Here is a 26,651-nt window from a genome sequence, read left to right as displayed (position 1 = left end):
CCCTAGCCTCCTGTGCTTCCGCCCTTGGCGCTGCCGCCGAAGCCGCCCCTGCTGACCGTGCCGCCCGTGGGGCTGTACCCCGTGGATGCCTTGGCCCCGGTGGGAACGGTCCTGCTGTAGCTGGGGTAGCCCGACCGGTTCTGGCCCAACCCGGGCACGCTGGCGCCGCGGGAGTAGAAGTACCAGGCGTAGATGCCGGAGCTGCGGCCGTCCGTGCTGCTGTTGTTGCACTGGGCATCATCGACCCGCTCGCCGGTGTCGTCGTTGAAGCACACCTGCGCGTAGTCGGCCTCGTCCTCGTTGCTGGCCACCATGGCGGCGATCGTGCCGGCCAGGAGTGCCGTGACGCCCAGCCCGACGACGACGGTACGGCGCTGCGAGCGCTTCTTCCGCGCGGCCGCGCCCGCCAGGCCGCGCTCGCGTTCCAGGGCGAAGGGGTCAATGACGGCGGGGGCAGTGGCGTCTGCCGGAAGTCCCGGCGCGGGCTGGCCGGACTGGTTCTGCAGCTCGGGCCGGAGCTCTGGCTGTGGAATCTGCCACGGAGGCTGCTTCCGGTCCGGCCGCGGCGCGTCCGGGTGCTCGTCGTTTCGGCCCAAATGTGTCCCCTCACGTCTGGCCGCAGGATATCCCGCGGATGGCTTGCGTGCTTTTCCCGACGCCAGCCTAACCGGCCTCCGGATCCGGGGCGATGGAAAGGGCCAGCCGTGTCTGCAGCGGGCGGGGGGGAAGCGTACCGGCGCTGGGCCCCGGGCCGCGGGCGCGCCGCAGGCCTACACTGGTGCCATGGAAACCGCATCCGTGCTTGCTGTCTGCAGGGTTCACCAGCTGCTCGATGATCCCGGCAGCGTCGGGGTCACCGCGATCGACAAGCGCCCGGTTGATGGACCGGTGAAAGTCCACAAACTTGGCCTGCGCGGCGATGTCCAGGCCAGCAGGATCCACCACGGCGGCGAGGACCAGGCACTCTACGCGTATTCGCAGGACGACGCCGACTACTGGGCCGGCGAGCTCGGGCGGGATATGCCGGCGGGCATCTTCGGCGAAAATCTGCGGATCACGGGCCTCAACGCCTCCAATGCCGTAATCGGTGAACGCTGGAAGATCGGACTGGACGTCGAGGTGGAAGTCACCTCCCCGCGCATTCCCTGCGCTACCTTCCAGCGGCGGATGGGCGAGCCCCACTGGGTCCAGCGGTTCACCGAGGCGGGCCGGGTGGGCACCTACCTCCGGGTGGTCCGGACCGGCAGCATCGAAGCCGGAGACCACATCCACCGGCTCTTTGTCCCCGCCCACGGCGTGACGATCGCCAAGTGGTTCACCGATCCCACCCTGGAGGACATGGAGGCACTGCGCGACGCCGACGCCGACGGCCAGATCCGCCTGCAGCCCGAGTACCACCAGAGGTTTGAGCAGCTGCAGCGCCGTCTCGGGGTCTAGGCGTGGGAGCCGGTGTGCGCAAGCTCACCAGCCGCCGTCGGCCTCTCAATTACCACTGTTCTGTTCGATGCCCTACACTTGAAATATCCCCCACTCCGGAAATCCCTTATTCCTGCCCAATTCTTGAGGCAGGACTGGCAAGTGTTGGGGCCCGCAAATGTGATGCGGGCATTTTCATAGGGAGAGCCGGCAAAAGAAAACGCTGTACAGACTGCTGGGATAGCAGCCAAGAGATGCAGCGGGAAGTCCTGCCATGGGATTGCGAAAGCGCCGGACTTCTGTGACCCGCCGGTCAACCGTACGCCCGGCACTCGTGTCACGCGTACTGCGGCTCCGCTCACCTCGGGTTGTGCCGCTTGGCCCCTATGGATGAGGAAATTTCACCTATGCCCGAAAATCAGAACAACTCCGTCGACACCGAACTCGCCACCGCGACTAGCCAGGGCGACGTCGAGACTTCTGAAACGGCTGCCCCCGCAGCCGGCTCCGCCCCGGAATTCACCGAGGCTCCTGCGAACTTTGTAGCACCGGCCGCCGAGACTGCCGAAGCTGCCCCGCAGGCTGAAACCAAGACCGAGGCCACCTCCGCCCCGGCAAAGGACGAGGACGCCGAGGAAGAAGGCGTCAAGTTCGTAGACCTCGGCATCGACGGCCGTGTCCTCGCCGCCCTGCAGGACGTCGGCTACGAGAAGCCGTCCCCGATCCAGGCAGCAACCATCCCGCTGCTGCTCGAAGGCCGCGACGTCGTGGGCCTGGCCCAGACGGGCACCGGTAAGACTGCAGCATTCGCAGTACCGGCACTGTCCCGCCTGGCCGAGCTCCACGACCTCAACGGCCCGTCCCGCAAGACCCAGGCCCTGGTGCTGGCTCCCACCCGCGAGCTCGCGCTCCAGGTTGCCGAGGCTTTCACCTCCTACGCCAAGCACATCGACGACTTCACCGTCCTCCCGGTGTACGGCGGCTCCGCCTACGGCCCCCAGCTCGCCGGCCTGCGCCGCGGCGCCCAGGTTGTTGTCGGTACCCCCGGCCGCGTCATCGACCACATCGCCAAGGGTTCCCTGGACCTGTCCGAACTCCAGTACCTCGTGCTGGATGAGGCCGACGAGATGCTCCGCATGGGCTTCGCCGAAGACGTTGAGCAGATCTTCCAGCAGACCCCCGCGGGCCGCCAGGTTGCGCTGTTCTCCGCCACGATGCCGAGCCAGATCCGCCGGCTCTCCAAGCAGTACCTGAACAACCCGGCCGAGGTGCAGGTCAAGTCCAAGACCACCACGGGCGCCAACACCCGCCAGCGCTACCTGCAGGTCATGGGCCCGCACAAGCTCGATGCGCTGACCCGCATCCTCGAGGTCGAAGAGTTCGAGGGCGTCATCGCCTTCGTGCGCACCAAGATGGCCACCGAGGACCTCGCTGACAAGCTGCGCTCGCGCGGCTTCCAGGCTGCCGCCATCAACGGCGACATCCCGCAGCAGCAGCGTGAGCGCACGGTCGAGGCCCTGCGTGACGGCAAGATCGACATCCTGGTCGCCACCGACGTCGCCGCCCGCGGCCTGGACGTCGAGCGTGTCAGCCACGTGGTCAACTACGACATCCCGCACGACACCGAGTCCTACGTCCACCGCATCGGCCGCACCGGCCGCGCGGGCCGTTCCGGCGACGCGATCCTGTTCATGACGCCGCGCGAGAAGTACCTGCTGCGTTCCATCGAGAAGGCAACCCGCCAGCCGGTGGAGCAGATGCACCTGCCCACGGCCGAGACCGTCAACACGCTGCGCCTGGGCAAGTTCGCCGAGCGCATCACGGAGACCCTCGCGTCCGAGGACGTTGCAGCGTTCCGCGACCTGATCTCCTCCTACGAGGAAGAGCACAACGTGCCGGCCTCGGAGATCGCCGCCGCACTGGCCGTCATGGCCCAGGGCGGACAGCCGCTGCTGGTCAAGGAACTGCCGGCAGCGCCCGAGTTCCAGAAGCGCGAGCGCTCCAAGGACGGCTTCGGCTCACGCGGCCCGACCCGCACCCTGACCGAGGGCAACGCCACTTACCGGATCGCCGTCGGACGCCGCCAGCGCGTCATGCCGGGTTCCATCGTTGGCGCCATTGCCAACGAAGGCGGCATCTCCTCGGCCCAGATCGGCGGCATCGACATCCGCTCGGACCACTCCCTCGTGGAGCTCCCGGCGGACCTGAGCGCCGATCAGCTCAAGGCACTGTCCCGCACCCGGATCGGCGGCGAGCTGATCCACCTCGAGCTCGACAACGGCCGCAAGCCGGCCGGGGACCGCGGCTCCTACCAGGGCAACCGTGGCGGCGACCGCGGCGGAGACCGTGGCGGCTACTCCGGCGGCAGCGGCAACTTCAAGGGTAACGGCGGCTTCAAGCGCGAATTCCGCAAGGGCGACGGCGAGCGGTCCTCCGCTGACCGTGGCGGCCGCTCCTTCAGCGAGCGTTCCGAGCAGCGCACCTTCGGCGCGGACACCCGCAAGCCCCGCACCGAGGGCGGCTTCAAGCCCCGCAACAAGTGGTAACCACTAGCACCAATTGAGAACGGGCCGGCTCCCTGAGCCGGCCCGTTCTTGTTTAATCCTCCCGCCCCCGTGTTCGCTTCGTCACAGCCGCGGCGGCCGGCCGGTCCCGGGAGCCGATCCGGGCTCCCCGGACCGCCCTGGGAGCCCGGATTTCCGCTGTTTCCGGCCGGTCCGACGTCGTTCGGCCGCCGATTTGTTGGTGGGCGAATCTTCCGGTAGAGTATTTACTCGTTGCCCCCCTAGCTCAGTGGTAGAGCGCGTTCTTGGTAAGAACGAGGTCACCGGATCGATTCCGGTGGGGGGCTCTGAATGAGGGCCTGTGTCAAGGCGGTTTTTGACCGGCTTAGCGCAGGTTTTCCTCATTTACGGCGGTGTAGCTCAGTTGGTTAGAGCGCACGACTCATAATCGTGAGGTCGGGAGATCGAGCCTCCCCACCGCTACCAGATAAGACCCCCGGAATCCGCATGGATTCCGGGGGTCTTTCTGTCTCTCCGAGCGGACAAGGGCCAGGCACAAGGCGCGGCACCACCGCTTGGCGCGGTGCCAGTGGATGCCGGCTGCACCGCACATGACGCCAAAGTGAACAGGATGAGGGCCAGTACTCCGGCTATCCCGACGTTCTTCCTCGTGGCCGCGTCATACGGCTGGAGGCCAGTCATGTCTACGGCAGACGTATGCCTCCCGTGGCGGGCAGATACACCCAAACCGGTCATGATTGAGAGCCCCACCCACGGTCCGTTACGCCCCGCTGGTACAGTCAGCGGCACTGAACAGATTTGGGGGAACTGATGAGGCTAGAGGGCTACCACGTAGTGCTGATGTTGGTGACGGTGTTGACGGTGGCCGCTGTCGTCGTCGGCGTGACGCTCCTCATTCGGTGGGCCTTGCGCAAGAGATGATCACTTCAAGTCCGCCCAGGTGTAGCCTCACCGTAGCTTTGCAGCATCTGACGGTTGGGGATATCAGTGGACCTTCTTGGCACCATCATGGCCCCGTTCAAATGGCTGGTCTCAGCCATGATGGCGGCCTTCCATGACGGACTCAGCGCCATCGGCATGCCGGCGGCCAGCGGCTGGACGTGGACGCTGTCCATCATCGGGCTCGTGCTGGTCATCCGCGCCGCCCTGATCCCGGTGTTCCTCAAGCAGGTCAACGTCCAGCAGCGCATGAGGCGGTTGCAGCCTGACCTGAAGAAGCTCCAGGACAAGTACCGGGGCAAGACCGATCCGGTTTCCCGCCAGGCCATGGCGCAGGAACAGATGGCCATCTACAAGGCGCACGGCACCAACCCGTTCTCGGCATGCCTGCCCCTGCTGATCCAGATGCCCTTCTTCTTCGCGCTGTTCCAGATGCTGTCCGGCATCAGCGCCGCGGCCGGCCAGGGCGAAGGCGTCGGAGCCATGAGCGCCGAGCAGGTCGTGCAGTTCGACCAGTCCACGATCTTCGGCGCCCCGCTCTCGGCCTCGCTGCTGCACGGCGGCGGCGGCAGTCCAGTCTCGGTGTGGGTCCTCTCCATTGCGATGATCCTGGCCATGACGGCTTCGCAACTGATCACGCAGCGGCAGATCATGGCCAGGAGCTTGTCCGACGAGGCCGTTGCGACTCCGCTCATGGCCCAGCAAAAGGTGCTGCTGTACAGCCTGCCGGTTGTCTTCGGGGTGGGCGGAATCGTGTTCCCCATCGGCGTCCTGATCTACTGGACCACCACCAACCTGTGGACCATGGGGCAGCAGTTCGCGCTCCGGTGGGACAGAATGGGACCATGACGCGCATCGCAATCATCGGCGGCCACGGCAAGGTGGCTTTGGAACTGTCCAGGATCCTCGCGGCGGAAGGGCACGGGGTCACCTCCTTTATCCGCAACCCGGACCATGCGTCCGACGTCGCGGCCACGGGCGCCACGCCGGCGCTGCTGGATGTGGAGAACGCGACGACGGCGCAGATCGCCGGGGCCCTCCGCGGACACGACGCCGTGGTGTGGTCGGCCGGGGCCGGCGGAGGCAGCCCCGAGCGGACCTACGCCGTGGACCGCGACGCCGCGATCCGTTCCATGGACGCCGCGGCGGAAGCCGGCGTCAACAGGTACGTCATGGTGTCTTATTTCGGTGCCGGGCCGGACCACGGCGTCCCCGCGGACAACGGCTTCTTCGCCTACGCCGAGGCCAAGGCCGCAGCGGATGAGTACCTGCGCGGTTCAGGCTTGGACTGGACCGTCCTGGGCCCCGGAACGCTGACCGCGGGACCCGGCAACGGGATGATCGACGTCGACCCCGCCGATGCGTCGGACGGCACCGAAACCGCACGGGCCAACGTCGCCCTGGTGGCGGCGGCGGTCCTCGGATTGCCGGCCACGATCGGGCGCACCATCGAGTTCCGCGACGGCACACTCCCGCTGGCGGCAGCGCTGGACACGTTGGACTAATCCGGCCGGCCGGCGCCAAGCGAACGAGCCGGACCCGACCCGTCAGGCCGGGGCGGGGAGGGCCAGCTCCAGGGCATGCGCCTCGACGTAGTCCAGGGCGTGCCGGACCGCGCCCGCCGTGACGATCGCGTCGCCCAGCGGTGAGACCGTCACCCGCGGGGGAGTCGCGGTGAAACGGGGGAGCAGCGCTGTGATGCCCGGCAGGAGCGCCCCGGCGGACTCGGCGACGGCGCCGCCGATCACCACCTGCTCGGGGTTGATCAGGCTCGCGATCGAGGCGATGACCCGTGCCATGCGCTCCGAAATCCGGTCCAGGATGGCCAGGGCGGCAGGGTCTCCCGCGGCCGCGTCCGCGAAGACGCGCGGCGCGCTGGCCGGGCCGCCCGCGGAGGGTCCGCCGCCGGCCGCCGACCACTGCCGCACCAGGGCGGCGATGCCGTCGCTGGAGCCAACGCCCTCCACCATGTCCAGATAGCCCATCTCGCCGGCGGCCCCGCCGCGGCCGTGGAGCAAGCGGCCGGATTCCATCACGCCGGCGCCGAGGCGTTCGCCCGCCAGGAGCACCACCAGATCATCCACGCCCACGCCGGACCCGCGCCAGCGCTCACCGAGCGCGGCCAGGTTGGCGTCGTTCTCCAGGAGCACCGTCCAGCCGTGCAGTTCCTTCAGCGCGGAGCGGAGCCCGACGTCGAACAGGCTCCAAAACCGCTGCGTCACCAGAACGTTGCCATCGCGGTCCACCGGCGCGGCGATTCCGGCGCCAACGGCCAGGACCCTGCCCGGGTCCGCCCCCGCTGCTTCCAAGGCCTGGCGGCAGGCGAGGTCGACGACGCCGATCCGCTCCTGCGCGGGGATGTCCGCCGCGCGGAAGCTCCCGCTGGAACGGCCGATCACCGTGCCGCGGAGGTCGGCCACGGCGGCGGTGGTGGTCGCGGCACCGATGTCCAGTCCCAGCACAAAGCCCGCTTCCCGGTTGAAGGCAAAGCGCCGGGCCGGCCGGCCCTTCCGCGGATTGGCAGGGTCTGTGGGCTGGTCCTGCTCCACGATCCAGCCCCGGCTGATCAGGTCCTCGCAGACGGCGATGACCGAGGCCCGGGTCAGTCCGGTCAGGGCCATCAGCTCGGTTCCGGTGGCAACATCTGCGCCGCGGATGTGGCGCAGCACGGCCTGGGCGTTGACGCGGCGCAGCAGCTGCGGCGTGGCGGCGGCTGCGTGCGGCATCACTTCTTGACCTCTTCTGTCCCCGGACCCATAATTGTTCAGGCAATATATTTAGCTTGTATCTAAAATACCAGAAGCCCTCCCAGACCCCGAAGGAATCTCCTTTGACCAACACCGCCACGCTGGCCACCCTGTCCGGTTCCGACCTCGCCGCCGACCCCAACTGGTGGCGCCAGGCATCGGTGTACCAGATCTACCCCCGGAGCTTTTCGGACTCCAACGGTGATGGCCTGGGCGACATCAAGGGCATCACAGCCAAGGTCCCGTACCTGAAGGAACTCGGGATCGACGCCGTCTGGCTCTCCCCGTTCTACCCCTCGGCCCTCGCCGACGGCGGCTACGACGTCGACGACTACCGCGACGTGGACCCCAAGCTCGGCACCCTGGCGGACTTCGACGAGATGTCCGCCGCGCTGCACGCCGCCGGCATCAAGCTCATCGCCGACATCGTCCCCAACCACTCCTCGAACCGGCACAAATGGTTCCAGGAGGCCCTGGCCTCCCCGCGCGGCTCCGCCGCCCGCGACCGCTACATTTTCCGCGACGGTCTCGGCGAAAACGGCGAGCTCGCGCCGTCGGACTGGGAATCCGTCTTCGGCGGCCCCGCCTGGGAGCGCATCACCGAGCCCGACGGCACGCCCGGCCAGTGGTACATGCACATCTTCGCGAAGGAACAGCCGGACCTGAACTGGGCCAACCGGGAAATCCGCGACGACTTCCTCAAGACGCTCCGCTTCTGGTCCGACCGCGGCGTGGACGGCTTCCGCGTCGACGTCGCCCACGCGCTGACCAAGGACCTCACCGAGCCGCTGATCTCCAAGGTGGAGCTCAGCGCCGCCAACACCGGAACGGACGGTTTCCCGGACGGCTCGCACCCGTTCTGGGACCGCGATGAAGTCCACGAGATCTACGCCGAATGGCGCGAGGTGTTCAACGAATACAACCCGCCGCGCACCGCCGTCGCCGAGGCCTGGGTGCACGCCACCCGCCGCGCCCGTTACGCCAGCCCGGAAGGCCTGGGCCAGGCGTTCAACTTCGACCTCCTGCAGGCCGACTTCGACGCCGGCGAGTTCCGCGAAATCATCGCCCGGAACCTTGCCGAGGCCACGGAATCCGGTGCCTCCTCCACCTGGGTCTTCTCCAACCACGACGTCGTCCGCCATGCCACCCGCTACGGCCTGCCCCAGGGCGGCGGCAAGCACGCCCAGGGCCAGGACGGCAAGGGCTGGCTGCTGGCCGGCGCCCCCGTCGAGGAACTCGACGTCGAACTCGGCCTGCGCCGGGCCCGTGCCGCCACCTTGCTGATGCTGGCCCTGCCGGGTTCGGCCTACCTGTACCAGGGCGAGGAACTGGGACTGCAGGAAGTCGCGGAGATCCCCGACGCCGAGCGCCAGGACCCCACCTTCTTCCGGAACAAGGGCGTGGAGATCGGCCGCGACGGCTGCCGCGTGCCGTTGCCGTGGGCCCCGGAGGGCACCTCGTTCGGCTTCGGCGCCGGCGGCGCACACCTGCCGCAGCCGGCCTGGTTCAGCCGCTACGCGGTGGCAGTCCAGGACGGCGTGGAAGGCTCCACCCTCGAGCTCTACCGCAAAGCCCTGAAGCTGCGCCGCGAACTGCAGACCTCCGAGGAACTGCAGTGGCAGGAATCCGGCAGCGCCGACGTCCTGCGCTTCAGCCGCCCCGGCGGCTGGCAGACGGTGACCAACTTCGGCGACGCGCCGGTTGATCTGCCGGCCGGCGAGGTGCTGGTCAGCAGCGGCCCGCTGGACGGCGGACAGCTGCCGGCCAACACCACCGTCTGGCTGCGGTGATCCCCGCACCGCAGGCTTCGTCCGGCACGGCCGCCGACGCCGGGAACCTCCCCCAGGAACTCGTCTACGGCTGCATGGGCCTGGGCGGCGACTGGTCGGCCGAGCCGTACTCCTCCGCGCACGTGGACGAGGCGGCCGCGGCCGTCGAAGCCGCCATGAATGCGGGCATCACGCTGTTCGACCACGCGGACATCTACACCAACGGCAAGGCCGAAGCCGTCTTTGGCGAGGTCCTGTCCCGGACCCCCGGTCTGCGGGAAAAGATCCGGCTGCAGACCAAGTGCGGCATCCGGCTCAATGAGCAGGGCCTGGAGGCCTACTACGACCTCAGCCGGGACGGCATCCTGGAGCGGGTCAACGAAAGCCTGGCCCGGCTCCGGACGGACTACGTCGACGTGCTCATGCTGCACCGCCCCGATCCCCTGATGGACCCGGCGGAGGTGGCCTCCGCCGTCGGGCAGCTCATGGCCGAAGGCAAGGTGCGGGCCGTGGGCGTGTCCAACATGTCGGGCCCGCAGATCGAGATGCTGCAGGACCGGCTCGAGGCGCCCGTGGTGGGCAACCAGCTCGAAATGAGCCTGCTGAAGCGGGCGTGGCTGGAAAGCACGGTGCTGGTCAACCATGCGGAGGGCACGGACTACAGCTTCCCGCACGGGACCGTGGAGCATTGCGTCCGGAGCGGCATCCGGCTGCAGGCGTACGGGTCGCTGGCCCGGGGCCTCTACACCGGGGCGCCGGCGGCCGCGCGGACGCCGGCCGAAGAGGCCGCCACCTCCCTCGTGGCCGCCCTGGCCGCCGAGAAGGGGACCACGGGGGAGGCGATCGTGCTGGGCTGGCTCATGAGGCACCCTGCCGGGATTGCGCCCGTGATCGGCACCGCGAACCCGGACAGGATCCTCGCCTGCGCCGGTGCCGCCGAGGCCGCCGCGGCGATGACCCGCGCCGAGTGGTACGGCCTCTGGGTCGCGGCCCGGGGAAGCAACATCCCCTAGCCAATCCGCCCCCTCCCGCCCCACCCAACTGGCCGGCCGCCTGGCCGTGGTGAGCCCTGAAAACGGCTTCTGCTGCCGGCCAGTTGGGCAGGGATGTGATTTTGGTCGTAATGGTCGCCCCTGAGGGCCGGATCGCTTAGCGGCAAGTGCCCCCGGGCGACTAGCGTAGATGCATGACCTCTACCACCACCGCCGAATCACTTCGGCCCCCAACGCAACATCCCGGCCGACATCGCCCGCTCCTGGCTGCTGGTTAATGCGATGAAGACCGACCTCTTCGACCAGTCCGCCGTCTCCCGGGCCGATGCGATCATCCTCGACATCGAAGACGCGGTGGACCCCTCCCAGAAGGACACCGCCCGCGCCAACGTCGTGAACTGGCTGACCGCCGGCGGCAGCGCCTGGGTCCGGATCAACGACGCCACCAGCCCGTTCTGGGCCGACGACCTCGCCGGCCTGCGCGGCACCCCTGGCCTGCTGGGCATCATGCTGGCCAAGACCGAATCGGCCGACCAGGTGACCGAGAGCTTCCACCGGATGGACGGCAAGACCCCGGTGATCCCCCTGGTCGAGTCCGCCGTCGGCATCGAGGAAGCCAACAACATCGCCAAGGCGCAGGGCGCGTTCCGCCTGGCCTTCGGCTCGGGCGACTTCCGCCGCGACACCGGCATGGCGGCCACCGCGGAAGCCATGGCCTACCCCCGCGCCAAGCTGGTTGTGGCCAGCCGCGTGGGCAACCTGCCCGGCCCCATCGACGGCCCCACCGTCGGCACGAACCACCCGATCCTGCGCGAACAGACCGGCATCACCGTGATGATGGGGATGACCGGGAAGCTCTGCCTCGCGATCGACCAGACCCCGGTCATCAACGAGGTCATCAGCCCCACGCCGTCCGACGTCGCCTGGGCCACGGACTTCATGGCCGACTTCGAGGCCAGCGGCCGCGTCATCCGGGACGGTTCCGACCTGCCGCGCCTGGGCCGCGCCGAGAAGATCATGAAGCTCGCCGTGGCCTTCGGCGTGCGGCCGGCCCTGTAACCGCCACACCACTACAGGAGACCCCGTGACCGATACCCGCTATCTGGTTCACGGGGTCTTTTGGGATTCTCCGGCGCCCGGGCCCGCCGCGGCGTCCGGCGGCAGGCCTCCGGCGATGCGCCTGCAGGACCCGGACGGCGCCATCACCGCACTGCCGCTCGACGCCGGCATCCGCCTCGGTTTCCGGCTCGCCGCCGCGGGGAAACATTGCCTTGGGCATCACTTGGTGCACGGCTCGGCGGACCGGGACCACGTCCTGTGCCCCGACCGGGCAGCCGCCGCCAGGGGCGGCCAGTGCGGGCGGTGCTTCGTCCTGGACGACTCCCGGCTGATCCACGACTTCCACCGCGGCGGCCGGGTCCCGCCGGGCCTTCGCGCGTACCTGATGCAGCCGCACTGGCTCTACGTCGCCACCTTCGCCAACGGGGCCAGCAAGGTCGGCACCGCGTCCCACCCGCGCAAATGGAACCGGCTCGCCGAGCAGGGCGCCGTCGTCGCCCGGTACGTTGCCCGTGCCGAGGATGGCCGCGTGGTCCGTCTCCTTGAGGACATGATCACGCGCGAGGCCGGGCTGCCGCAGCAGGTCCGCGCTGCCGCCAAGGCCGCCGCGCTGCTCGCCCCGGCGGCCGCCGTCGATCTCGACGCCCTGAACGGACGGCTGGCGGGGGAGGTCCGGACCCTGCTCGCCGGTGCCGGCGGGGAGGGTTTCGCGGTGGTGGATGAGCGGTGGGTCCGGCCGGAACTCTCCGCGAAGGCCTGCGCCCCGGCCGCCCGGCATGCCTATCCGCACGACCTGGGGGCCGGAGCGCACGGGTTCCGGATCGACTCGCTGAGCGGCGGCATAGCGGTCGCGGCGCTGGATGGCAGCGGACTGGAATTCGTGGTGAACCTGGGCCAGCTCAAGGCCCGGGTGATCGAACTCGGTGACCATGGCTCGGACGTCCCGGCCGTGCAGGAATCCCTGTTCTGACGCCGGAATTGCCCCGTGACGCGCAAATTACCGGACGCGCCCGGATTCCGACGTCGCCAGGCAATGTGAGTGTCGCCAGGAATTGTGCGGCTCGCGGCGTTGCCCGCCCGCCCCGGTAGACTGGCACGGTGCTGAATGAATTCTGGGCCACCGCGTCAACCGCCTACAAGGTGCTCGTCTTCGGCGCCATGGGCCTGATCGGCGTCGGCATCATCCTCAGCGTGGTGGGCAACAGCACCGGCAACCAGGCGCTGGCCCTCTCCTCACTGGCAGTGATCGGGCTGGGCCTGATCCTGCACATTGCCGGGCTTGTGGTCCGAGGCCAGGCGATCCGGAAAAATCTCAAGCGCTAGCGGCCGCGTTCCGCACCACATGGCTCCGGGCATGCTCCACGGCGTCCGGGAGGGATGTGAACAGGTGCTTGTGATGCCGCAGTGAGCGGATGACCCCCACATTGGTCACGAGCTCCAGATGCTGCGGCTGGACCCCCTTGAGCAGGACCGTGACCCCGCGCAGCTCCAGCGCGGAGACCACCTCGACGAGCATGTGGGCGCCGGTGGCGTCCAGCATCCGCAGCTGGGACAGCCGGATGATGGCCACCTGGATGTCCCTGACCTGGCTGATCTCCTGCAGGACCCGCTCCGCGGCGCCGAAGAACATGGCCCCGTCCAGCCGGAAGATTGCGATGTGCTCGTCGCCCGGAACGGGCGGCCCCGGGATGTCCTCGCGCCGGACCCCGCTCAGGGAAGCGAACGTCCGCAGCGTGAACACGGCTGCCGCGGCGAGTCCGATCTGGATGGCCACGATGAGATCGAAGGCGACGGTGATGAGGGCTGTGATGACGAACACCGCGGCGTCGGCCCGGGTGGAGCGCAGGATCGCCGTCACGGTGTGCCGCGAGACCATGCGGGTGGCCGTGACCATGAGGATGCCGGCCAGCGCCGCCAGCGGGATCCTGCCGACGAGCCCCGCCGCCAGGTAGATGATGGCCAGCAGCACCAGGGCGTGCACCACCGCGGAGAGCCGGGTCTTGGCCCCGGAACGGACGTTCACGGCGGTCCGGGCGATCGCGCCGGTGGCGGGCATGCCGCCGAAGAATCCGGCAGCGATCGAGGCCAGCCCCTGCCCGGTGAGCTCCCGGTCCGGGCTGTACGCGCCGGACGGACGGCCGTCGGGGCCGACCATGCCGGCGGCCACCCGCGCCGAGAGCAGGGATTCGATGGCCGCGAGCGTCGCGATGGACACGGCAGGCATCAGCAGTCCGCCCAGCGCGGCCGGATCGACCGAGGGCATCGACGGCGCCGGCAGGGAGTGCGGAAGCGCCCCGATCCGAGGTATGTCCAGCGCCAGCATCTCCGACATCGCGGTGGTGAGCAACACCGCAATCAGGCTCGCGGGCAGGGACCTGTTGAGCTTGGGCAGCAGGTACATCACGGCCGCGACACCCGCCACCACCGCGAGCGTCTCCAACACAGTGGGCATCGTGGCCTGTGACGCGCTCTCGACGGCGGCCAGGAGGGTGTTGTGACCCGGGGTTCCCTCGGTGCCCGTGGCCAGCGGAACCTGCTGGAGGAAAATGATGGCGGCGATGCCGAGCGTGAAACCCTCCACGACCGGCCACGGGATGAACGCGACGGCCCGGCCCAGCCCGCTGGCTCCCAGGATCATGACGAGCAGCCCGGCCAGTACGGAGACCAGGGCAATGCTGCCGACGCCGTGGGCGGCGACCACCGGGGCCAGGACCACCACCATGGCGCCGGTCGGGCCCGAGACCTGGACATTGGATCCGCCCATGACGGCGGCGACAAGTCCCGCCACCACCGCGGTGATCAGTCCGGCCTCCGCCCCGACACCGGAACTCACCCCGAAGGCCAGCGCCAGGGGGAGCGCCACAATGCCCACCGTGATGCCGGCGAACAGGTCCGTCTTCCAGGCGGACCGCAAGAGCTCATAGTCGCGGCGGGACGGCAGAAACCGGGCGAGGCGTCCCCGTGCCGTGCGGGAAGTGGTGGCCGGGTCTGCTGCCTGCGCCGCGCTCACGGTGCTGTGTTGTCGAGGGGGGCGGCACTGTCGACGCCGCCCGCACGGTCGAGGTGGCCTGCCGGCAGCTCCTGCGCTATCCGGAGCTGTTCGCTGGAACCGGCCAGGGTGTCCAGCAGGAAGACCCGGGCGATCGCGAGCAGCTCCTTGATCTTGGGATGAGCCAGCCGGTAGGTCACCACATTCGCCGTCCGGACCGACGTCACCACACCGTTCCGGCGCAGCGTGCCCAGATGCTGGGACAGGTGCGAGGGCTCCAGCCCCGTCTCGGCGAGCAGGTAACTGACCGGCGCCGTAGTGTCCGGTGCCGCCGCCAGGAGTTCGAGGATCCGGATTCGGGCCGGGTGGGCCAGGGCCTTGAACAGATTGGCCTTGATTTCGTACAGGGGGGTCTGCGCGGCGGAGATCATGGCAGGAGGACACTTTCTCGCATCCGTTCGCGGCGCGGCCCGGCGGGTCAACGCGTCCGTACGGATTGATGGATTGATGTTTTCATCATATCGTTCGAGTCAAGACCCGCAAGAGCACCCGCCAGTACCCGCCCGGGCCCCGCGCCGACCCGTCACGAAGCCGGACGGCCCCGGGCGTGGCGATAGGCTGGAACCATGACAATCAATCCGGACCTGCAGGGGCGCAGCTACCCTGCCGCAGAGGTGTATGACGTCGGCCGCGAGAAGATCCGCGAGTTCGCGCGCGCGGTCAAGGCCACCCACCCCGCCCACTTCGATGTTGCCGCCGCCGAGGGGCTGGGTCACAGCGACCTCGTCGCGCCGCCGACCTTCGCCATCATCGTCGCGCAGCGCGCCGACGCGCAGCTGATCGAGGATCCGGAATCCGGGATCGACTTCTCCCGCGTGGTCCACGCCGACCAGCGGTTCACCCACCACCGCCCGATCGTCGCGGGCGACCGGCTGGTCGCCGAATTGCACGTCGACGGCGTCCGCGCCATGGGCGGCGGAGCCATGATCACCACCCGCTCGGAAATCTTCGCCCTTGCCTCCGGCGATGCCTCCGACGCCGCCGGCGTCCGGGAGCCGGTCGCCACCGCCACCTCGTCCATCCTGGTCCGCGGAGAGGGACAGTAGCCATGAGCATTGACATCGCGGAACTCACGGTCGGCCAGGACATCGGCAGCCGCAGTATTACCGTCACCCGCACCGACCTCGTCAAGTACGCCGGCGCATCCGGTGACTTCAACCCGATCCACTGGAACGAGGCCTTCGCCACCGGCGTCGGCCTGCCGGGCGTGATCGCCCACGGCATGTTCACCATGGGCGCGGCCGTCCAGCTCGTGACCGACTGGGCCGGGGATCCCGCCGCCGTCGTCGACTTCCAGACCCGCTTCACCAAGCCGGTGCCCGTCGCTGACACGACGGGGACACCGGAGGCCGGTGCCGTGATCGAGGTCAGCGGGGCCATCGGGGCGCTCGACGCCGACGCCGGCACCGCCCGCGTCGACCTCACGGTCGTCTCGGCCGCCCAGAAGGTCCTCGTCAAGGCCCAGGCCGTCGTCAGGCTGGCCTAGCCCATGCCGTTTCTGTGAATCTGGCTGCAGTGACCAAGGAAGTCTTCGTCCCGCCCGCCGAAATCACGCACTGGCGGAACGCCGTGGTGGTCGCCTACGCCGCGAGCGGTATCGCCTTTTCCACGTGGGTGTCCCGGCTGCCGGCCATCCGCGACGGCCTGGACCTGACCCCGGGCACAATCGGGCTGCTCCTGCTCTGCATGACGGCGGGATCTTTCGTGTCCGTGTCCGCCTCGGGCCTGATTGTCCTTCGCCTTGGCTCCAAGCGCACCATCCGGATCGGCAGCATCATGGTCGGGTTTGGGCTGGCGCTGGCAGGCTTCGGCACCTCCGTGCTCGCCAGCCCGGTGGCCGTGGCCGCGGGACTGGCCATCATCGGGCTGGGCACGGCCAGCTGGAACACCGCGTCCAATGTCGAAGGGGCCGCGGTGGAACGCGCCGTCCGGCGGCACATCATGCCCCGGCTGCACGGTTCCTTCAGCCTGGGCACAGTGGCGGGCGCCGGGCTGGGCGCCTGGGCTGCCGCCGCCGGGATCCCCGTCTTCCTGCACCTGGCCGCGGCGGGCCTGCTGGTGGCCGGCTCGGTGACCACCGCGGCGGCCTGGTTCCGGGCGGACATCACGCCGGTCGAGGGGGAGCCGCCCTTCAAGGCATCCGGGACAGATACCTTCGAGGATCCCTCCACCGGGCCCATCCCGATCGTCCGGCAGACTGACGCGGTCCCGGAGCCGCCGCTGGACAACAAACGCCTCATCGCCCAGGCCTGGCGTGACCGGCGCACACTGCTGCTGGGCGTGCTGGTCCTCGGGCTGGCCCTGGCAGAAGGAGCGGCGGGGGACTGGGTGGCGCTGGCGCTGGCCGACGGCCACGGCCAGACCGACGCCGCCGGAGCCGCCGGGTACGGGCTGTTCGTCACCTTCATGACCATCGGCCGCTTCGCCGGCACCCTGGTCCTGGACCGTTTCGGCCGGGTCCCGGTGATGCGCTGGTGCGCCGCGCTGGCGGTTCTGGGCCTCGGCCTGTTCGTCTTCGCCCCGGTACCGTGGCTGGCCTACGTGGCCCTGGCCATCTGGGGACTCGGCGCCTCCCTGGGCTTCCCGGTCGGCATGTCCGCTGCAGCCGACGATCCCGTCAAGGCCGCCGCACGGGTGTCCGTGGTGTCCACGATCGGTTACGGAGCGTTCCTGTGCGGGCCGCCGCTGCTGGGTCTGCTGGCCGAGCACGTCGGGATCCTCCACTCGCTGCTGGCCGTCATGGTGATGCTGGTCGTCAGCTTCCTGCTCTCCCCAGTGGCCCGCAAACTCCCCGCGCCCGCGCCCGTGCCGGGACAGTAGAGCCAGCCAAGGGCAGCCGGCACCGGCTTAGGCGAGCGGATGATCCCGGCTAGGCTGGTCAGGTGACCCAGATCCAGCTCTCCGCCCTGACCACCTCCGCCGTCGGCGGCCCTGCCGGCAGCTACATCGAGGCCCGCAGCGAGGCCGGGATTATCGACGCCGTGCGCACGGCGGACGCCGCCGGCGAGTCCCTGCTGATCATCGGCGGCGGCTCCAACCTGCTGGTGTCCGACGACGGGTTCCCTGGCACGGTGCTGAAGATCGCCTCGGAGGGTTTCACCGTGGACGCCGAGGACTCCTGCGGCGGCGTGGCAGTGGTGGTCCAGGCCGGCCACAACTGGGACGCCTTCGTTGAACACGCCGTGAAGCATGCCTGGTCCGGCGTCGAGGCGCTCTCCGGGATCCCCGGCGCCACGGGCGCCACCCCCGTGCAGAACGTCGGCGCCTACGGGGCCGACGTCTCCCAGACGATCGCCGCGGTGCGCACTTGGGACCGGGAACGCAACGCGGTGAAGACCTTCACGAATTCCGAACTCAAGTTCGGCTACCGGGACTCCATCCTGAAGCAGACCACCGTCAACGGCTCACCGCGCTACGTGGTGCTCACCGTGGAATTCCAGCTCCCGCTCGGCCGGATGAGCGCCCCGGTCCGCTACGCCGAACTCGCCCGGGTGCTCGGCGTCGAGCAGGGCCGGCGGGCCTACTCCACCGACGTCCGCCGCGAAGTGCTGCGGCTCCGGGCGTCCAAGGGCATGGTCTGGGACGCGAACGACCGTGACACCTACTCCACGGGATCCTTTTTCACGAACCCGATCGTGACCGAGGACGTCGCTGCACGGCTGCCGCAGGAGGCCCCGCGATACCCCGCCGGTGCGGACGGGCTGACCAAGCTCTCGGCGGCCTGGCTGATCGACCAGGCCGGGTTCGCCAAGGGCTTCGGCCTGGACCCGGACAGCGTCTCGGGCGGCCGGGCCTCGCTGTCCACCAAGCACACCCTCGCCATCACCAACCGGGGAGGGGCGAGCGCGGCGGACATGCTGGCCGTCGCGCGGGAGGTCCGCCACGGCGTCGTCGAACGCTTCGGCATTGAACTGCACCCGGAACCGCTGCTGATCGGCGTCGATCTCTAGGGAACGACCGGCCCCAGGAAAGCGGCCGCTGCCCGGGCCGGACCACCGCCGGCGGGGCGCCTCAGCTCCCCGGCTACGGTTCCGTGTGGCGGGGGGCCACCTTGCTGAAAAGCATGAAGGTAAAACCGGAGGCCGCGGCCCCGAGCAGGAAGACCTGGCAGAACGCCACGGACTGGACGCTGGGCCCGCTTTGCAGCACCAGTCCGGCGCACGCAAATGCCACGGCGCCGGCGAGGAACGCCAGGGATCCGAGCAGGAAGGCCTGCACGGTGGCCGGAAATTCGCTGCCGTAGTCGAGCTGGAGCTCCCGGCCCTGCGGGGCGATCCTTCCGTGCTTCACGGCCGCCTGAGACCGTGCCTGAGACCGTGCCCGCGGCTGCAACGCCGCAGCCGTGACGAAGCTGGCCACGGACAAAGCCATGGACAACGTGGCCACCAACTGCAGGGTGCTCATCATGGGCGAAAGCCGGGTACCGCTGGCGATGGCGACGGCGAGCCCGGCAGCCATGCCGGCGGCGCTGGACGCCCAGCCCAGCAGGGCCAGCTTCCGGCACAGGGGCCGAAGCAGCGGCCACACCTCACTCATAGTCATGATTCAAGGGTAGGGAAGCCTGCTGGATGGCGGCTGGGAGCAGCCGGGCAACAACCCGACAGCCAGCACACGCGACTTACCATGGTTCCATGGCAGCAGTGACGGGCATCCGCCGGCTTACCCCCGGGGTCATCGGCAGGTTGCGGCTGGCTGCCCAGGGACTGCTGGGACCAGGGTTTGAGTCCGTCCCGCAAGCCGTCCGCGGCATGACAGCGATGCAGGCCCAGGACCTGCAGGCCGTTCTCTGGGCCGTCGGCCAGCGTGTGCCGGGTTCCCGCGCCACGGACGTCCGCGGCGCGCTGGACCGGGCAGAGTTCGTTCGTTCGTGGCCGATGCGCGGCACCTTGCACGTGCTCGCGCCCGAGGACTTGAAATGGATGCTGGCCATCACCTCGGAACGGCTGATCCAGGGCCTGGCACGGCGCCACCGGGAGCTCGAGATCAATGACACGGACGTGGACGCCGCGGCGGGGTCCGCGTTGCGGCTGGTCTCCGCGGGGGCGGCCAGCCGGGCGGAGCTGTTCGAGGCCTTCGAACGGGCGGGCCAGTCCACCGCGGGCCAGCGCGGCATTCACTTGCTCGGGGTCCTGTGCCAGCGGGGTTTGCTGGTGCAGGGGCCGCTGTCAGGCAACCAGCAACTGGTCGTGGCGTTCGGCGACTGGATCACCGAGTCGCGGACCCTGGACCGCCAGGACGGCATCGCCGAGTGGCTGCTGCGCTACTTTCGCAGTCACGGCCCCGCCACGGAACGTGATTTTGCCTGGTGGGCCGGCATTCCGCTGACGGAAACCCGGGCTGCCCTGGCCCGGGTGTCGGACCAGTTGGCGGAGCTGGAGTTTGAGGGGACCAGCTACTGGCTCTCTCCAGAGACAGCCGCGCTGCTCGACGACGGCGTCCCCGGTCAGCGCACGGTTCTGGCGCTGCCGGGGTTCGACGAATTCCTGCTCGGCTACGCGGACCGGTCCCTAGTGCTGCCGCCGGAGCACGCCGACAAGATCGTCCCTGGCGGCAACGGCGTGTTCAAGAAGACCATCGTGGCCGGCGGCGGCGTGATCGGCACCTGGGTCGGGCCGCCGGGCGGCCGGGGAGCCGCCGTCGTGCCCGAACCCTTCGACGCCGTTAACGGGCTGCGGCCTGCCGCCCAAAAGTCCTTTGGGCTGCAGGCCGCGAAGTATCGCAGATTCCTTGGCGCCTGAACAGGCGACTGAACCGGCGCCTGAAGGGGTGTCTGAGCCGGCGCCTGAAGGCGTTTCCCGGACGGCTCCTAGAGGTTTCCGGTCGCGATGCGGAGCATGCGCCGCAGCGGTTCCGCGGCGCCCCACAGCAGCTGGTCGCCCACCGTGAACGCGCTGATGTACTGCGGGCCCATCTCGAGCTTGCGGATCCGGCCCACCGGAATGTCCAGGGTGCCCGATGCCGCCACGGGCGTGAGCTCGGCCATCGAGGCTTCCTTGGTGTTCGGCACCACGCGGGCCCATTGGTTGTCGGCGTCCACGAGCTTCTCGATCTCGGCGACCGAGAGGTCCTCGCGCAGCTTCAGCGTCAGGGCCTGGGAGTGCGAGCGCATCGCACCGATCCGGACGCACAGGCCGTCCATGATCACGCGGTTCCCGGCGGAGGTGCCAAGGATCTTGTTGGTCTCCACCCCGGCCTTCCATTCCTCCTTGGACTGGCCGTTGCCGAGGTCCGCGTCGATCCAGGGGATCAGCGAACCGGCGAGCGGGACGCCGAACTGTGTGGCGTCGATGCCGGTGCGCTGGTGCGCCAGGACCTTCCGGTCGATCTCCAGGATCGCCGACGCCGGATCGTCCAGTTCGGTGCTCACCTCGGCGTTGAGGCTGCCGAACTGGTTCAGCAGTTCACGCATATGGCGCGCCCCGCCGCCGGACGCCGCCTGGTACGTCATGGACGTGCCCCATTCGACGAGGTCGTTCTTGAACAGCCCGCCCAGGCCCATCAGCATGCAGGACACGGTGCAGTTGCCGCCGATGTAGTCCTTCACCCCGCCGGAGAGGCCGGCGTCGATGACGTCCCGGTTGATGGGGTCCAGCACGATGATGGAGTCCTCATTCATGCGCAGCGTGGAGGCGGCATCGATCCAGAGGCCGTCCCAGCCGCGGCTGCGGAGCTCGCCGTGGACCTGTTTGGTGTAGTCCCCGCCCTGGGCGGTGACAATAATGGGCAGCTTCGCCAGCGTCTCGAGGTCGAACGCGTCCTCGAGCTTGCCGGCTGCGCCCGCAGCGGCGCCGGTTATGGCCGGTGCGGCGCCGCCCGCGTTCGAGGTGGAGAAGAAGACCGGGTTGATGTTGGCGAAGTCGCCCTCGTCCTGCATGCGCTGCATCAGGACGGAACCGACCATGCCACGCCAACCGACCAGGCCGACGGACGGGGTAGCTGCTGTAGTCATGGGCCCAGTTTAGACTTCACCGGCGCCACGGCGCAGTCGGTTACGTCACGCGTTCTGGTCGCCGCGCGGCTCTTCCAGCAGCGCCGCCTTGCGCCGGCGCAGCGCGAAGACCGCCCCGAACGTGAAGACCTGGGTCACCACCACCAGCACGATCGCCCCGAGGATCTTGTTGCCGCCCAGGATCATGGTCAGCCCCACGATCGCCGAGAGCAGGGCGAGCAGGGGCAGGAGCATGTACCCCAGGACAAAGAGTGTCTCGGGTTTGCGGAGCATTACTTGGCCTCCGTCCGGCGCCACAGCGTGATCCGGTAGCGGGTGCCGTTGGCGGAGGTCAGCCAGCCGTTGGCCGGGAGGCTGGCGGAGGCGGTCCAGTCGTAGCCGAGGTCGGGAGCGAAGGTGTCCCCTTCGGCGGTGGTGTCGATGGTGGTGACGACGGCGACGTCGGCAAGGTCCAGGGCCTGGGCAAAGATTTCGCCGCCGCCGATGATCCACACGGTCTCGTGGCCGTCCACGAACTGGGATTCAAGCAGGGCGTCATCGAGCGAGGCGACCGCGACGGCGCCCTCCGCGCCCGGGGTGTCCCGCCAGGCGGCCTGGCGGGTGATGACGATGTTCGTCCGGCCGGGCAGCGGGCGATACTTGTCCGGGAATGACTCCCAGGTCTTGCGTCCCATGATGACCGGGTGCCCGGTGGTGAGGCGGCTGAAGTGCGACAGGTCCTCGGGCAGGTGCCACGGCATGGCGCCGGCCTTGCCGATCACCCCGGTGCTGGTCTGGGCCCAGACCAGCCCGAGGCCGGTGGTGGACGCGCGGAGTTGCTCGGTGAAATCGCCGGGCTGCAGGTGCGAAGTGTTTTCGTTGCTCATACGGCTATCGGGGCCTTAATCGTCGGGTGGTGCCGGTAGCCGACCACCTCGAAGTCCTCGAGGGTGTAGTCGAAGATGGAGTCCGGCTTGCGGGTGATGTTCAGCTGGGGGTAGTCGTAGGGCTCGCGGGCGAGCTGCTTGAGGACCTGGTCCATGTGGTTGTCATAAATGTGCACATCCCCGCCCGTCCAGACGAATTCGCCCGGTTCCAGGCCGGTCTGCTGCGCGATCATGCGTGTCAGCAGGGCGTAGGACGCGATGTTGAACGGCACGCCCAGGAACGTATCCGCCGACCGCTGGTACAGCTGGCAGGAGAGCTTGCCGTCGGCCACGTAGAACTGGAAGAACGCGTGGCACGGGGGCAGGGCCATGTCCTTGAGCTCGGAGACGTTCCAGGCCGAGACGATGTGCCGGCGCGAGTCCGGGTTGGACTTCAGGCTCTCGATGAGTTCGGCGATCTGGTCGATGTGGCCGCCGTCGGGCGTGGGCCAGGAACGCCACTGGACCCCGTAGACGGGACCGAGTTCGCCGTCGGCGTCGGCCCATTCGTCCCAGATGGTGACGCCCTGGTCCTGCATCCATTTGACGTTCGTGTCGCCGCGGAGGAACCAGAGCAGCTCCACGGCCACGGACTTGAAGTGCACCCGCTTGGTGGTGATGAGCGGGAAGCTCTTGCTCAGGTCAAAGCGGAGCTGGCGGCCAAAAACGCTGAGGGTGCCGGTGCCGGTGCGGTCCGATTTGTGCGTGCCGTGCTCGAGGACGTCGCGCAGGAGGTCTTCATAGGGCGTAGGGATGCTCACCGTTCCAGTCTACTGAGAACTCGCCGGCTCTCCTTATTTGTGTGACCGTCCCTGCCTCGCCCGGAGGATCGCCAGCAGTGCCGCGTCGTCGAGCCGGGCAGCACGGGCTATCACCCACCGCAGAACGGCGTAGACCAGCAGGGCGGCGATCGCCGGGCCGAGCAGCAGTAGCGGCGGCACGTTCCACAGGACCGGCATGGAATCCCCCAAGATTCAGCAGTAATGTACCAAGCTATTGATACAACTAGGCTTGGGGCCCCGGGGGTCAAGGACCTTAGTCGTCGAACGGCTTGAACCGCTCCACGGCAACCACTTTTTTCTTGCTGCCGCGCGCGACGTGGCAGACCACAATCTCGCCCGGCGCCAGGAACGGGTCCGAGGACGGCAGCAGATCCCGCAGCCGGGAGCTCATGTGTTTTGCCAGCTGCTTCAGGACGGTCGGCAGGGCCGGGCGGTGCGTACACAGAGCCACCGCCCGCTGCTTGTCGAACAGCCCCTCGACGACCGCTGCCGTCTTGTGCGGGCTGCGGCCGTGCCGGTGCTCGGTAAGGGCCTCGTTGAGCTTGACCTTGGCGTCGGCCGCCTTGGCGTAGGGTGCGATGGTGGCCACGCACCGCAGCCACGGGCTTGAAACGATCCGCGCGGGCTTCCACGCCTGCAGGAGCCGCCCCACCGCCTGCGCCTGCCGCATGCCGGTGGCGGCCAGCGGGCGGTCGCCCTCGGCCTTGGTCCAGGAGGAACGGGGCTTGGCCTTGGCGTGGCGCACGATCAGCAGCGGCCAGGTCTCCAGCTCCCCGCGGTCGTGGGCGTTCACCAGGTGCTGCAGCGGTTCAATGTCACCCGGGTTGCTCAGCAGGCGGGCGGCCTTCTCAGGCGGGCACCACATGACGCTGTCGACTTCGGTGCCGTCCGGTATCAAGACGGCGCCGTCGACGTCGACCGCCCAGTAGTGGACCACCTTCAGCCCCGCCGCCACGTGGTAGTGGATGGGCGGAAGTGGAATCCCCAGCGGAGCGGAGAGCCCGATCTCCTCCTCCACCTCGCGCACGGCGCACTCCGGGATGGTCTCGCCGGGGTTGATTTTGCCCTTCGGCCAGGACCAGTCGTCATACCGCGGACGGTGGATCAGCAGAACCTCGAGCTGGTCCTTGTTTACCGAATTGAGGCGCCACGGGATGGCGCCCGCCGCCGTGACGGAAACTTCTTCGCCGGGTTGGTCAGCCTGGTCCGCAACCAGTGCATCGCTGCTCACACTCACGATCCCTACCGCAGGCTGGTCGAGCGCTGGCGCGAGCGGGAGGCGAGCAGCCAGGACTGCACGTCCTTGAGGTCCTGGCCGTCTTCCGCCAGGTGGTGGCGGGTCCATTCGCCCTGCTTGTCCAAATGCCAGCTGGCGGTTTCGGGCACCATGTAGCGGTTGAGCAAGTCCAGGACATAACTCGTGTCGTCGCCGCTCGTCAGCTGCACGAGGGCCTCCACCCGGCGGTCGAGGTTGCGGTGCATCATGTCGGCCGAGCCGATGTATACCACCGGGTCGCCGGCATTTGCGAAGGCGAAGACGCGGGAGTGTTCCAGGAAGCGGCCCAGCACGGAGCGGACCGTGATGTTCTCGCTCAGCCCGGGAACGCCGGGCCGCAGGGAGCAGATGCCGCGGACAATGACGTCCACCTGCACCCCGGCCTGGGACGCGCGGTACAGGGAATCGATGATGGCCTCGTCCACCATCGAATTGACCTTGATCTGGACACGGGCGGGGATGCCGGCGCGGGCGTTCCTGATCTCGGTTTCGATCCTGTCGATCAGCCCGGAACGGACCGAGCGCGGCGCCACGAGCAGCCTCTTGAACGTGGACTTCGGCGCGTAGCCGGAGAGCTGGTTGAACAGCTTGGACAGGTCTTCGCCGACCTGTTCGTTCGCCGTCAGCAGGCCCAGGTCCTCGTAGTAGCGGGCCGTGCGCGGGTGGTAGTTGCCGGTGCCGATGTGGCAGTAGCGGCGCAGGCCGTCCACTTCCTGGCGGACCACGAGGGAGAGCTTGCAGTGGGTCTTGAGCCCCACGATGCCGTACACCACATGGACGCCGGCCTGTTCCAGTTTCCGGGCCCAGGAGATGTTCGCCTGCTCGTCAAAGCGCGCCTTGATCTCCACGAGCGCCAGGACCTGCTTGCCGGCCTCGGCGGCGTCGATCAGAGCATCGACAATCGGGGAGTCACCGGAGGTGCGGTACAGGGTCTGCTTGATGGCCTGGACTTTGGGGTCCGCGGCCGCCTGTTCCAGGAACGCCTGGACGGACGTGGAGAAGGAGTCGTACGGGTGGTGCAGGAGGATGTCCCGGCGCCGCATGGCGGCAAAGACGTTGGCCGCCTTGGACGTTTCCGATTCGTTGAGGTAGCGCGAGGTGTGCGGGACGTGCTTGGGGTAGTGCAGGTCCGCCCGGTCGATCCCGGCAATCACCGAGAGCCCGCGCAGGTCCAGCGGCGCCGGGACGGAGTAGACCTCGGATTCCTCGACGCCGAGCTCGCGGATCAGCAGGGCACGGATGTTCGGGTTGATGTCATTGGTGACCTCAAGCCGGACGGGCGGGCCGAACCGGCGGCGCAGGAGTTCCTTCTCCAAGGCCTGCAGCAGGTTTTCGGCGTCGTCCTCTTCAACCTCGACGTCCTCGTTGCGGGTCACGCGGAAGATGTGGTGTTCCAGGACCTCCATGCCGGCGAACAGCTGGTCCAGGTGCACGGCGATCACTTCTTCAAGCGCGATGAACCGTGCCACCCGCCCGGGAACGGAGCCGGCGCGGGCGCCGTCGATGGAGATCAGGCGCGGGAGCTGGTCAGGGACCTTGACGCGGGCGAAGAGCTCCTTGTCGCTGACCGGGTTGCGGACCACCACGGCCAGGTTCAGGGACAGCCCGGAGATGTAGGGGAACGGGTGCGCCGGGTCCACGGCCAGCGGGGTCAGGATCGGGAAAACCTTTTCCGCGAACATGGCGCTGAGCTGGTCCTTGGCCTGCGAGTCGAGTTCCTCCCAGTGCATCAGGTGGATGTGCTCATAGGCCAGCGCCGGGCGGATCTGTTCGGCATAGACCCGGGCGTGGCGCTGCTGCAGCCGGTGGGCCTCCTCGCCGATCTGCTCCAGGACCTGCATCGGGCTCAGCCCGGCAGGGGAGGGGACGGCAAGCCCCGTCGCGATCCGCCGCTTCAGTCCGGCCACCCGGACCATGAAGAACTCGTCCAGGTTGGAGGCGAAGATGGACAGGAAGCTGACCCGCTCCAGCAGGTACAGGTTGGGGTCCTCGGCCAATTCCAGGACCCGGGCGTTGAAGGCAAGCCAGCTCAGTTCCCGGTCCAGGAACCGGTCGGGGCTGATGTCGCCTTCCGGCTCCAAGTTCGGCGCGAACTCCGGAATGTCGATCCGGTCCTGCGTGGCGCGTGAGGCCGGCACTTCGGAGGAGCCAAAGCGGGCACGTACCGGACGCGCCCCCTTTTCCGGCGTTGCTGGTTCAGACGTGGATGTCCGGGCGGTATCCCGTGGCATGGTGTCTCCTCA

The 26,651-nt window shown here is 68.7% G+C and carries 26 protein-coding genes and 2 tRNA genes; 16 read left to right on the top strand and 12 right to left on the bottom strand.

Translation table 11 applies throughout. The features are described from left to right. Positions 1–2: 2 nt before the first annotated feature. Entirely contained in the window at positions 3–596 is a 594-nt protein-coding gene (locus tag ABH915_RS17795) for a Tat pathway signal protein (RefSeq protein ID WP_370123798.1), read from the bottom strand. A gap of 187 nt (positions 597–783) precedes the next feature. Between ABH915_RS17795 and ABH915_RS17790 the strand changes: the two genes are divergently transcribed. The 6 genes from ABH915_RS17790 to ABH915_RS17765 all read left to right on the top strand — a co-directional run bounded on the left by ABH915_RS17790 (position 784) and on the right by ABH915_RS17765 (position 6,385). Then, positions 784–1,437 (top strand): MOSC domain-containing protein, encoded by a 654-nt coding sequence (locus tag ABH915_RS17790; protein ID WP_018773602.1) that lies wholly within the window; start codon positions 784–786, stop codon positions 1,435–1,437. Positions 1,438–1,823: 386 nt separating this feature from the next. Continuing rightward, positions 1,824–3,962: a DEAD/DEAH box helicase gene (locus ABH915_RS17785; RefSeq protein ID WP_018773603.1), complete on the top strand. Its 2,139-nt coding sequence runs from the start codon at positions 1,824–1,826 to the stop codon at positions 3,960–3,962. Between the two features lie 233 nt (positions 3,963–4,195). Further along, positions 4,196–4,267: transfer RNA gene (locus ABH915_RS17780), tRNA-Thr, on the top strand. 62 nt (positions 4,268–4,329) lie between these two features. Continuing rightward, positions 4,330–4,406: transfer RNA gene (locus tag ABH915_RS17775), tRNA-Met, on the top strand. Between the two features lie 522 nt (positions 4,407–4,928). Then, positions 4,929–5,729: a membrane protein insertase YidC gene (gene yidC / locus ABH915_RS17770; protein ID WP_370123793.1), complete on the top strand. Its 801-nt coding sequence runs from the start codon at positions 4,929–4,931 to the stop codon at positions 5,727–5,729. Next, positions 5,726–6,385, top strand: a complete 660-nt coding sequence (locus ABH915_RS17765; RefSeq protein WP_370123790.1) for an NAD(P)H-binding protein — start codon at positions 5,726–5,728, stop codon at positions 6,383–6,385. Before yidC ends, ABH915_RS17765 begins: the two co-directional genes overlap by 4 nt. Before the next feature lie 42 nt (positions 6,386–6,427). Here the strand turns inward: ABH915_RS17765 and ABH915_RS17760 are convergent, their stop codons facing one another. Next, positions 6,428–7,606, bottom strand: a complete 1,179-nt coding sequence (locus ABH915_RS17760) for an ROK family transcriptional regulator (protein ID WP_370123787.1) — start codon at positions 7,604–7,606, stop codon at positions 6,428–6,430. A gap of 104 nt (positions 7,607–7,710) precedes the next feature. On the opposite strand from ABH915_RS17760, the gene ABH915_RS17755 reads away from it, so the two are divergent. The 5 genes from ABH915_RS17755 to ABH915_RS17735 all read left to right on the top strand — a co-directional run bounded on the left by ABH915_RS17755 (position 7,711) and on the right by ABH915_RS17735 (position 12,770). Next, positions 7,711–9,417, top strand: a complete 1,707-nt coding sequence (locus ABH915_RS17755) for a glycoside hydrolase family 13 protein (protein WP_370123784.1) — start codon at positions 7,711–7,713, stop codon at positions 9,415–9,417. Beyond that, positions 9,414–10,409: an aldo/keto reductase family oxidoreductase gene (locus tag ABH915_RS17750; RefSeq protein ID WP_370123782.1), complete on the top strand. Its 996-nt coding sequence runs from the start codon at positions 9,414–9,416 to the stop codon at positions 10,407–10,409. Before ABH915_RS17755 ends, ABH915_RS17750 begins: the two co-directional genes overlap by 4 nt. A 219-nt stretch (positions 10,410–10,628) precedes the next feature. Then, entirely contained in the window at positions 10,629–11,447 is an 819-nt protein-coding gene (locus ABH915_RS17745) for a CoA ester lyase (protein WP_370125035.1), read from the top strand. 25 nt (positions 11,448–11,472) lie between these two features. Beyond that, the gene (locus tag ABH915_RS17740) at positions 11,473–12,417 is read left to right on the top strand and encodes a DUF2797 domain-containing protein (RefSeq protein WP_370123779.1); all 945 of its coding nucleotides are present in this window, start codon (positions 11,473–11,475) and stop codon (positions 12,415–12,417) included. Positions 12,418–12,545: 128 nt separating this feature from the next. Then, entirely contained in the window at positions 12,546–12,770 is a 225-nt protein-coding gene (locus tag ABH915_RS17735; protein WP_370123776.1) for a DUF3188 domain-containing protein, read from the top strand. Here the strand turns inward: ABH915_RS17735 and ABH915_RS17730 are convergent. Both ABH915_RS17730 and ABH915_RS17725 read right to left on the bottom strand, forming a co-directional pair. Further along, positions 12,760–14,457: a SulP family inorganic anion transporter gene (locus tag ABH915_RS17730; RefSeq protein ID WP_370123773.1), complete on the bottom strand. Its 1,698-nt coding sequence runs from the start codon at positions 14,455–14,457 to the stop codon at positions 12,760–12,762. The genes ABH915_RS17735 and ABH915_RS17730 overlap by 11 nt on opposite strands. Next, the gene (locus ABH915_RS17725; RefSeq protein WP_370123770.1) at positions 14,454–14,867 is read right to left on the bottom strand and encodes an ArsR/SmtB family transcription factor; all 414 of its coding nucleotides are present in this window, start codon (positions 14,865–14,867) and stop codon (positions 14,454–14,456) included. The genes ABH915_RS17730 and ABH915_RS17725 overlap by 4 nt, the downstream gene beginning before the upstream one ends. A 195-nt stretch (positions 14,868–15,062) precedes the next feature. Here ABH915_RS17725 and ABH915_RS17720 point away from each other — a divergent pair, with 195 nt between their 5' ends. From ABH915_RS17720 to ABH915_RS17705, 4 genes are all read left to right on the top strand, one after another. Further along, positions 15,063–15,542 (top strand): MaoC family dehydratase N-terminal domain-containing protein, encoded by a 480-nt coding sequence (locus tag ABH915_RS17720; protein ID WP_370123767.1) that lies wholly within the window; start codon positions 15,063–15,065, stop codon positions 15,540–15,542. Between the two features lie 2 nt (positions 15,543–15,544). After that, positions 15,545–15,982 (top strand): MaoC family dehydratase, encoded by a 438-nt coding sequence (locus tag ABH915_RS17715; RefSeq protein ID WP_370123764.1) that lies wholly within the window; start codon positions 15,545–15,547, stop codon positions 15,980–15,982. A gap of 14 nt (positions 15,983–15,996) precedes the next feature. Continuing rightward, on the top strand, positions 15,997–17,316 hold the full coding sequence (locus ABH915_RS17710; protein WP_370123762.1) for a sugar MFS transporter: 1,320 nt from the start codon (positions 15,997–15,999) through the stop codon (positions 17,314–17,316). Between the two features lie 62 nt (positions 17,317–17,378). Beyond that, positions 17,379–18,446, top strand: a complete 1,068-nt coding sequence (locus tag ABH915_RS17705) for a UDP-N-acetylmuramate dehydrogenase (protein ID WP_370123759.1) — start codon at positions 17,379–17,381, stop codon at positions 18,444–18,446. A gap of 73 nt (positions 18,447–18,519) precedes the next feature. On the opposite strand, the gene ABH915_RS17700 is transcribed toward ABH915_RS17705, so the two are convergent. Continuing rightward, positions 18,520–19,038, bottom strand: a complete 519-nt coding sequence (locus ABH915_RS17700; protein ID WP_370123756.1) for a hypothetical protein — start codon at positions 19,036–19,038, stop codon at positions 18,520–18,522. Between the two features lie 89 nt (positions 19,039–19,127). On the opposite strand from ABH915_RS17700, the gene ABH915_RS17695 reads away from it, so the two are divergent. Then, entirely contained in the window at positions 19,128–20,234 is a 1,107-nt protein-coding gene (locus tag ABH915_RS17695) for a winged helix DNA-binding domain-containing protein (RefSeq protein ID WP_370123753.1), read from the top strand. Between the two features lie 68 nt (positions 20,235–20,302). Here ABH915_RS17695 and asd read toward each other — a convergent pair whose 3' ends face one another. The 7 genes from asd to ABH915_RS17660 all read right to left on the bottom strand — a co-directional run bounded on the left by asd (position 20,303) and on the right by ABH915_RS17660 (position 26,639). Beyond that, entirely contained in the window at positions 20,303–21,445 is a 1,143-nt protein-coding gene (gene asd, locus ABH915_RS17690) for an aspartate-semialdehyde dehydrogenase (RefSeq protein WP_370123751.1), read from the bottom strand. Between the two features lie 45 nt (positions 21,446–21,490). After that, positions 21,491–21,718 carry an NF038396 family protein gene (locus ABH915_RS17685; RefSeq protein WP_370123748.1) on the bottom strand — a complete coding sequence of 76 codons (228 nt, stop codon included), beginning with the start codon at positions 21,716–21,718 and terminating at the stop codon, positions 21,491–21,493. After that, a complete protein-coding gene (locus ABH915_RS17680) occupies positions 21,718–22,311 on the bottom strand; it encodes a dihydrofolate reductase (protein WP_370123745.1) in 594 nt (197 codons plus the stop codon). The genes ABH915_RS17685 and ABH915_RS17680 overlap by 1 nt, the downstream gene beginning before the upstream one ends. After that, positions 22,308–23,111 (bottom strand): thymidylate synthase, encoded by an 804-nt coding sequence (locus ABH915_RS17675; RefSeq protein WP_370123742.1) that lies wholly within the window; start codon positions 23,109–23,111, stop codon positions 22,308–22,310. The genes ABH915_RS17680 and ABH915_RS17675 overlap by 4 nt, the downstream gene beginning before the upstream one ends. Positions 23,112–23,144: 33 nt before the next feature. Next, positions 23,145–23,321 carry a hypothetical protein gene (locus ABH915_RS17670; protein ID WP_370123739.1) on the bottom strand — a complete coding sequence of 59 codons (177 nt, stop codon included), beginning with the start codon at positions 23,319–23,321 and terminating at the stop codon, positions 23,145–23,147. A gap of 64 nt (positions 23,322–23,385) precedes the next feature. Next, positions 23,386–24,363: an NUDIX domain-containing protein gene (locus ABH915_RS17665; RefSeq protein ID WP_370123736.1), complete on the bottom strand. Its 978-nt coding sequence runs from the start codon at positions 24,361–24,363 to the stop codon at positions 23,386–23,388. 11 nt (positions 24,364–24,374) lie between these two features. Further along, entirely contained in the window at positions 24,375–26,639 is a 2,265-nt protein-coding gene (locus tag ABH915_RS17660; protein ID WP_370123733.1) for an RNA degradosome polyphosphate kinase, read from the bottom strand. Positions 26,640–26,651 lie beyond the last annotated feature (12 nt).

The organism is Arthrobacter sp. MW3 TE3886 (assembly GCF_041262145.1).
Taxonomy (GTDB): domain Bacteria; phylum Actinomycetota; class Actinomycetes; order Actinomycetales; family Micrococcaceae; genus Arthrobacter.
This window is presented reverse-complemented; position numbering and strand designations above follow the sequence as displayed.

Coding starts and splice junctions, on each gene's coding strand:
- ABH915_RS17790 (WP_018773602.1), top strand. CDS start 784: ATGGAAACCGCATCCGTGCTTGCTGTCTGCAGGGTTCACCAGCTGCTC.
- ABH915_RS17785 (WP_018773603.1), top strand. CDS start 1,824: ATGCCCGAAAATCAGAACAACTCCGTCGACACCGAACTCGCCACCGCG.
- ABH915_RS17765 (WP_370123790.1), top strand. CDS start 5,726: ATGACGCGCATCGCAATCATCGGCGGCCACGGCAAGGTGGCTTTGGAA.
- ABH915_RS17760 (WP_370123787.1), bottom strand. CDS start 7,606: ATGCCGCACGCAGCCGCCGCCACGCCGCAGCTGCTGCGCCGCGTCAAC.
- ABH915_RS17725 (WP_370123770.1), bottom strand. CDS start 14,867: ATGATCTCCGCCGCGCAGACCCCCCTGTACGAAATCAAGGCCAATCTG.
- ABH915_RS17720 (WP_370123767.1), top strand. CDS start 15,063: ATGACAATCAATCCGGACCTGCAGGGGCGCAGCTACCCTGCCGCAGAG.
- ABH915_RS17715 (WP_370123764.1), top strand. CDS start 15,545: ATGAGCATTGACATCGCGGAACTCACGGTCGGCCAGGACATCGGCAGC.
- ABH915_RS17700 (WP_370123756.1), bottom strand. CDS start 19,038: ATGACTATGAGTGAGGTGTGGCCGCTGCTTCGGCCCCTGTGCCGGAAG.
- ABH915_RS17695 (WP_370123753.1), top strand. CDS start 19,128: ATGGCAGCAGTGACGGGCATCCGCCGGCTTACCCCCGGGGTCATCGGC.
- asd (WP_370123751.1), bottom strand. CDS start 21,445: ATGACTACAGCAGCTACCCCGTCCGTCGGCCTGGTCGGTTGGCGTGGC.
- ABH915_RS17685 (WP_370123748.1), bottom strand. CDS start 21,718: ATGCTCCGCAAACCCGAGACACTCTTTGTCCTGGGGTACATGCTCCTG.
- ABH915_RS17680 (WP_370123745.1), bottom strand. CDS start 22,311: ATGAGCAACGAAAACACTTCGCACCTGCAGCCCGGCGATTTCACCGAG.
- ABH915_RS17660 (WP_370123733.1), bottom strand. CDS start 26,639: ATGCCACGGGATACCGCCCGGACATCCACGTCTGAACCAGCAACGCCG.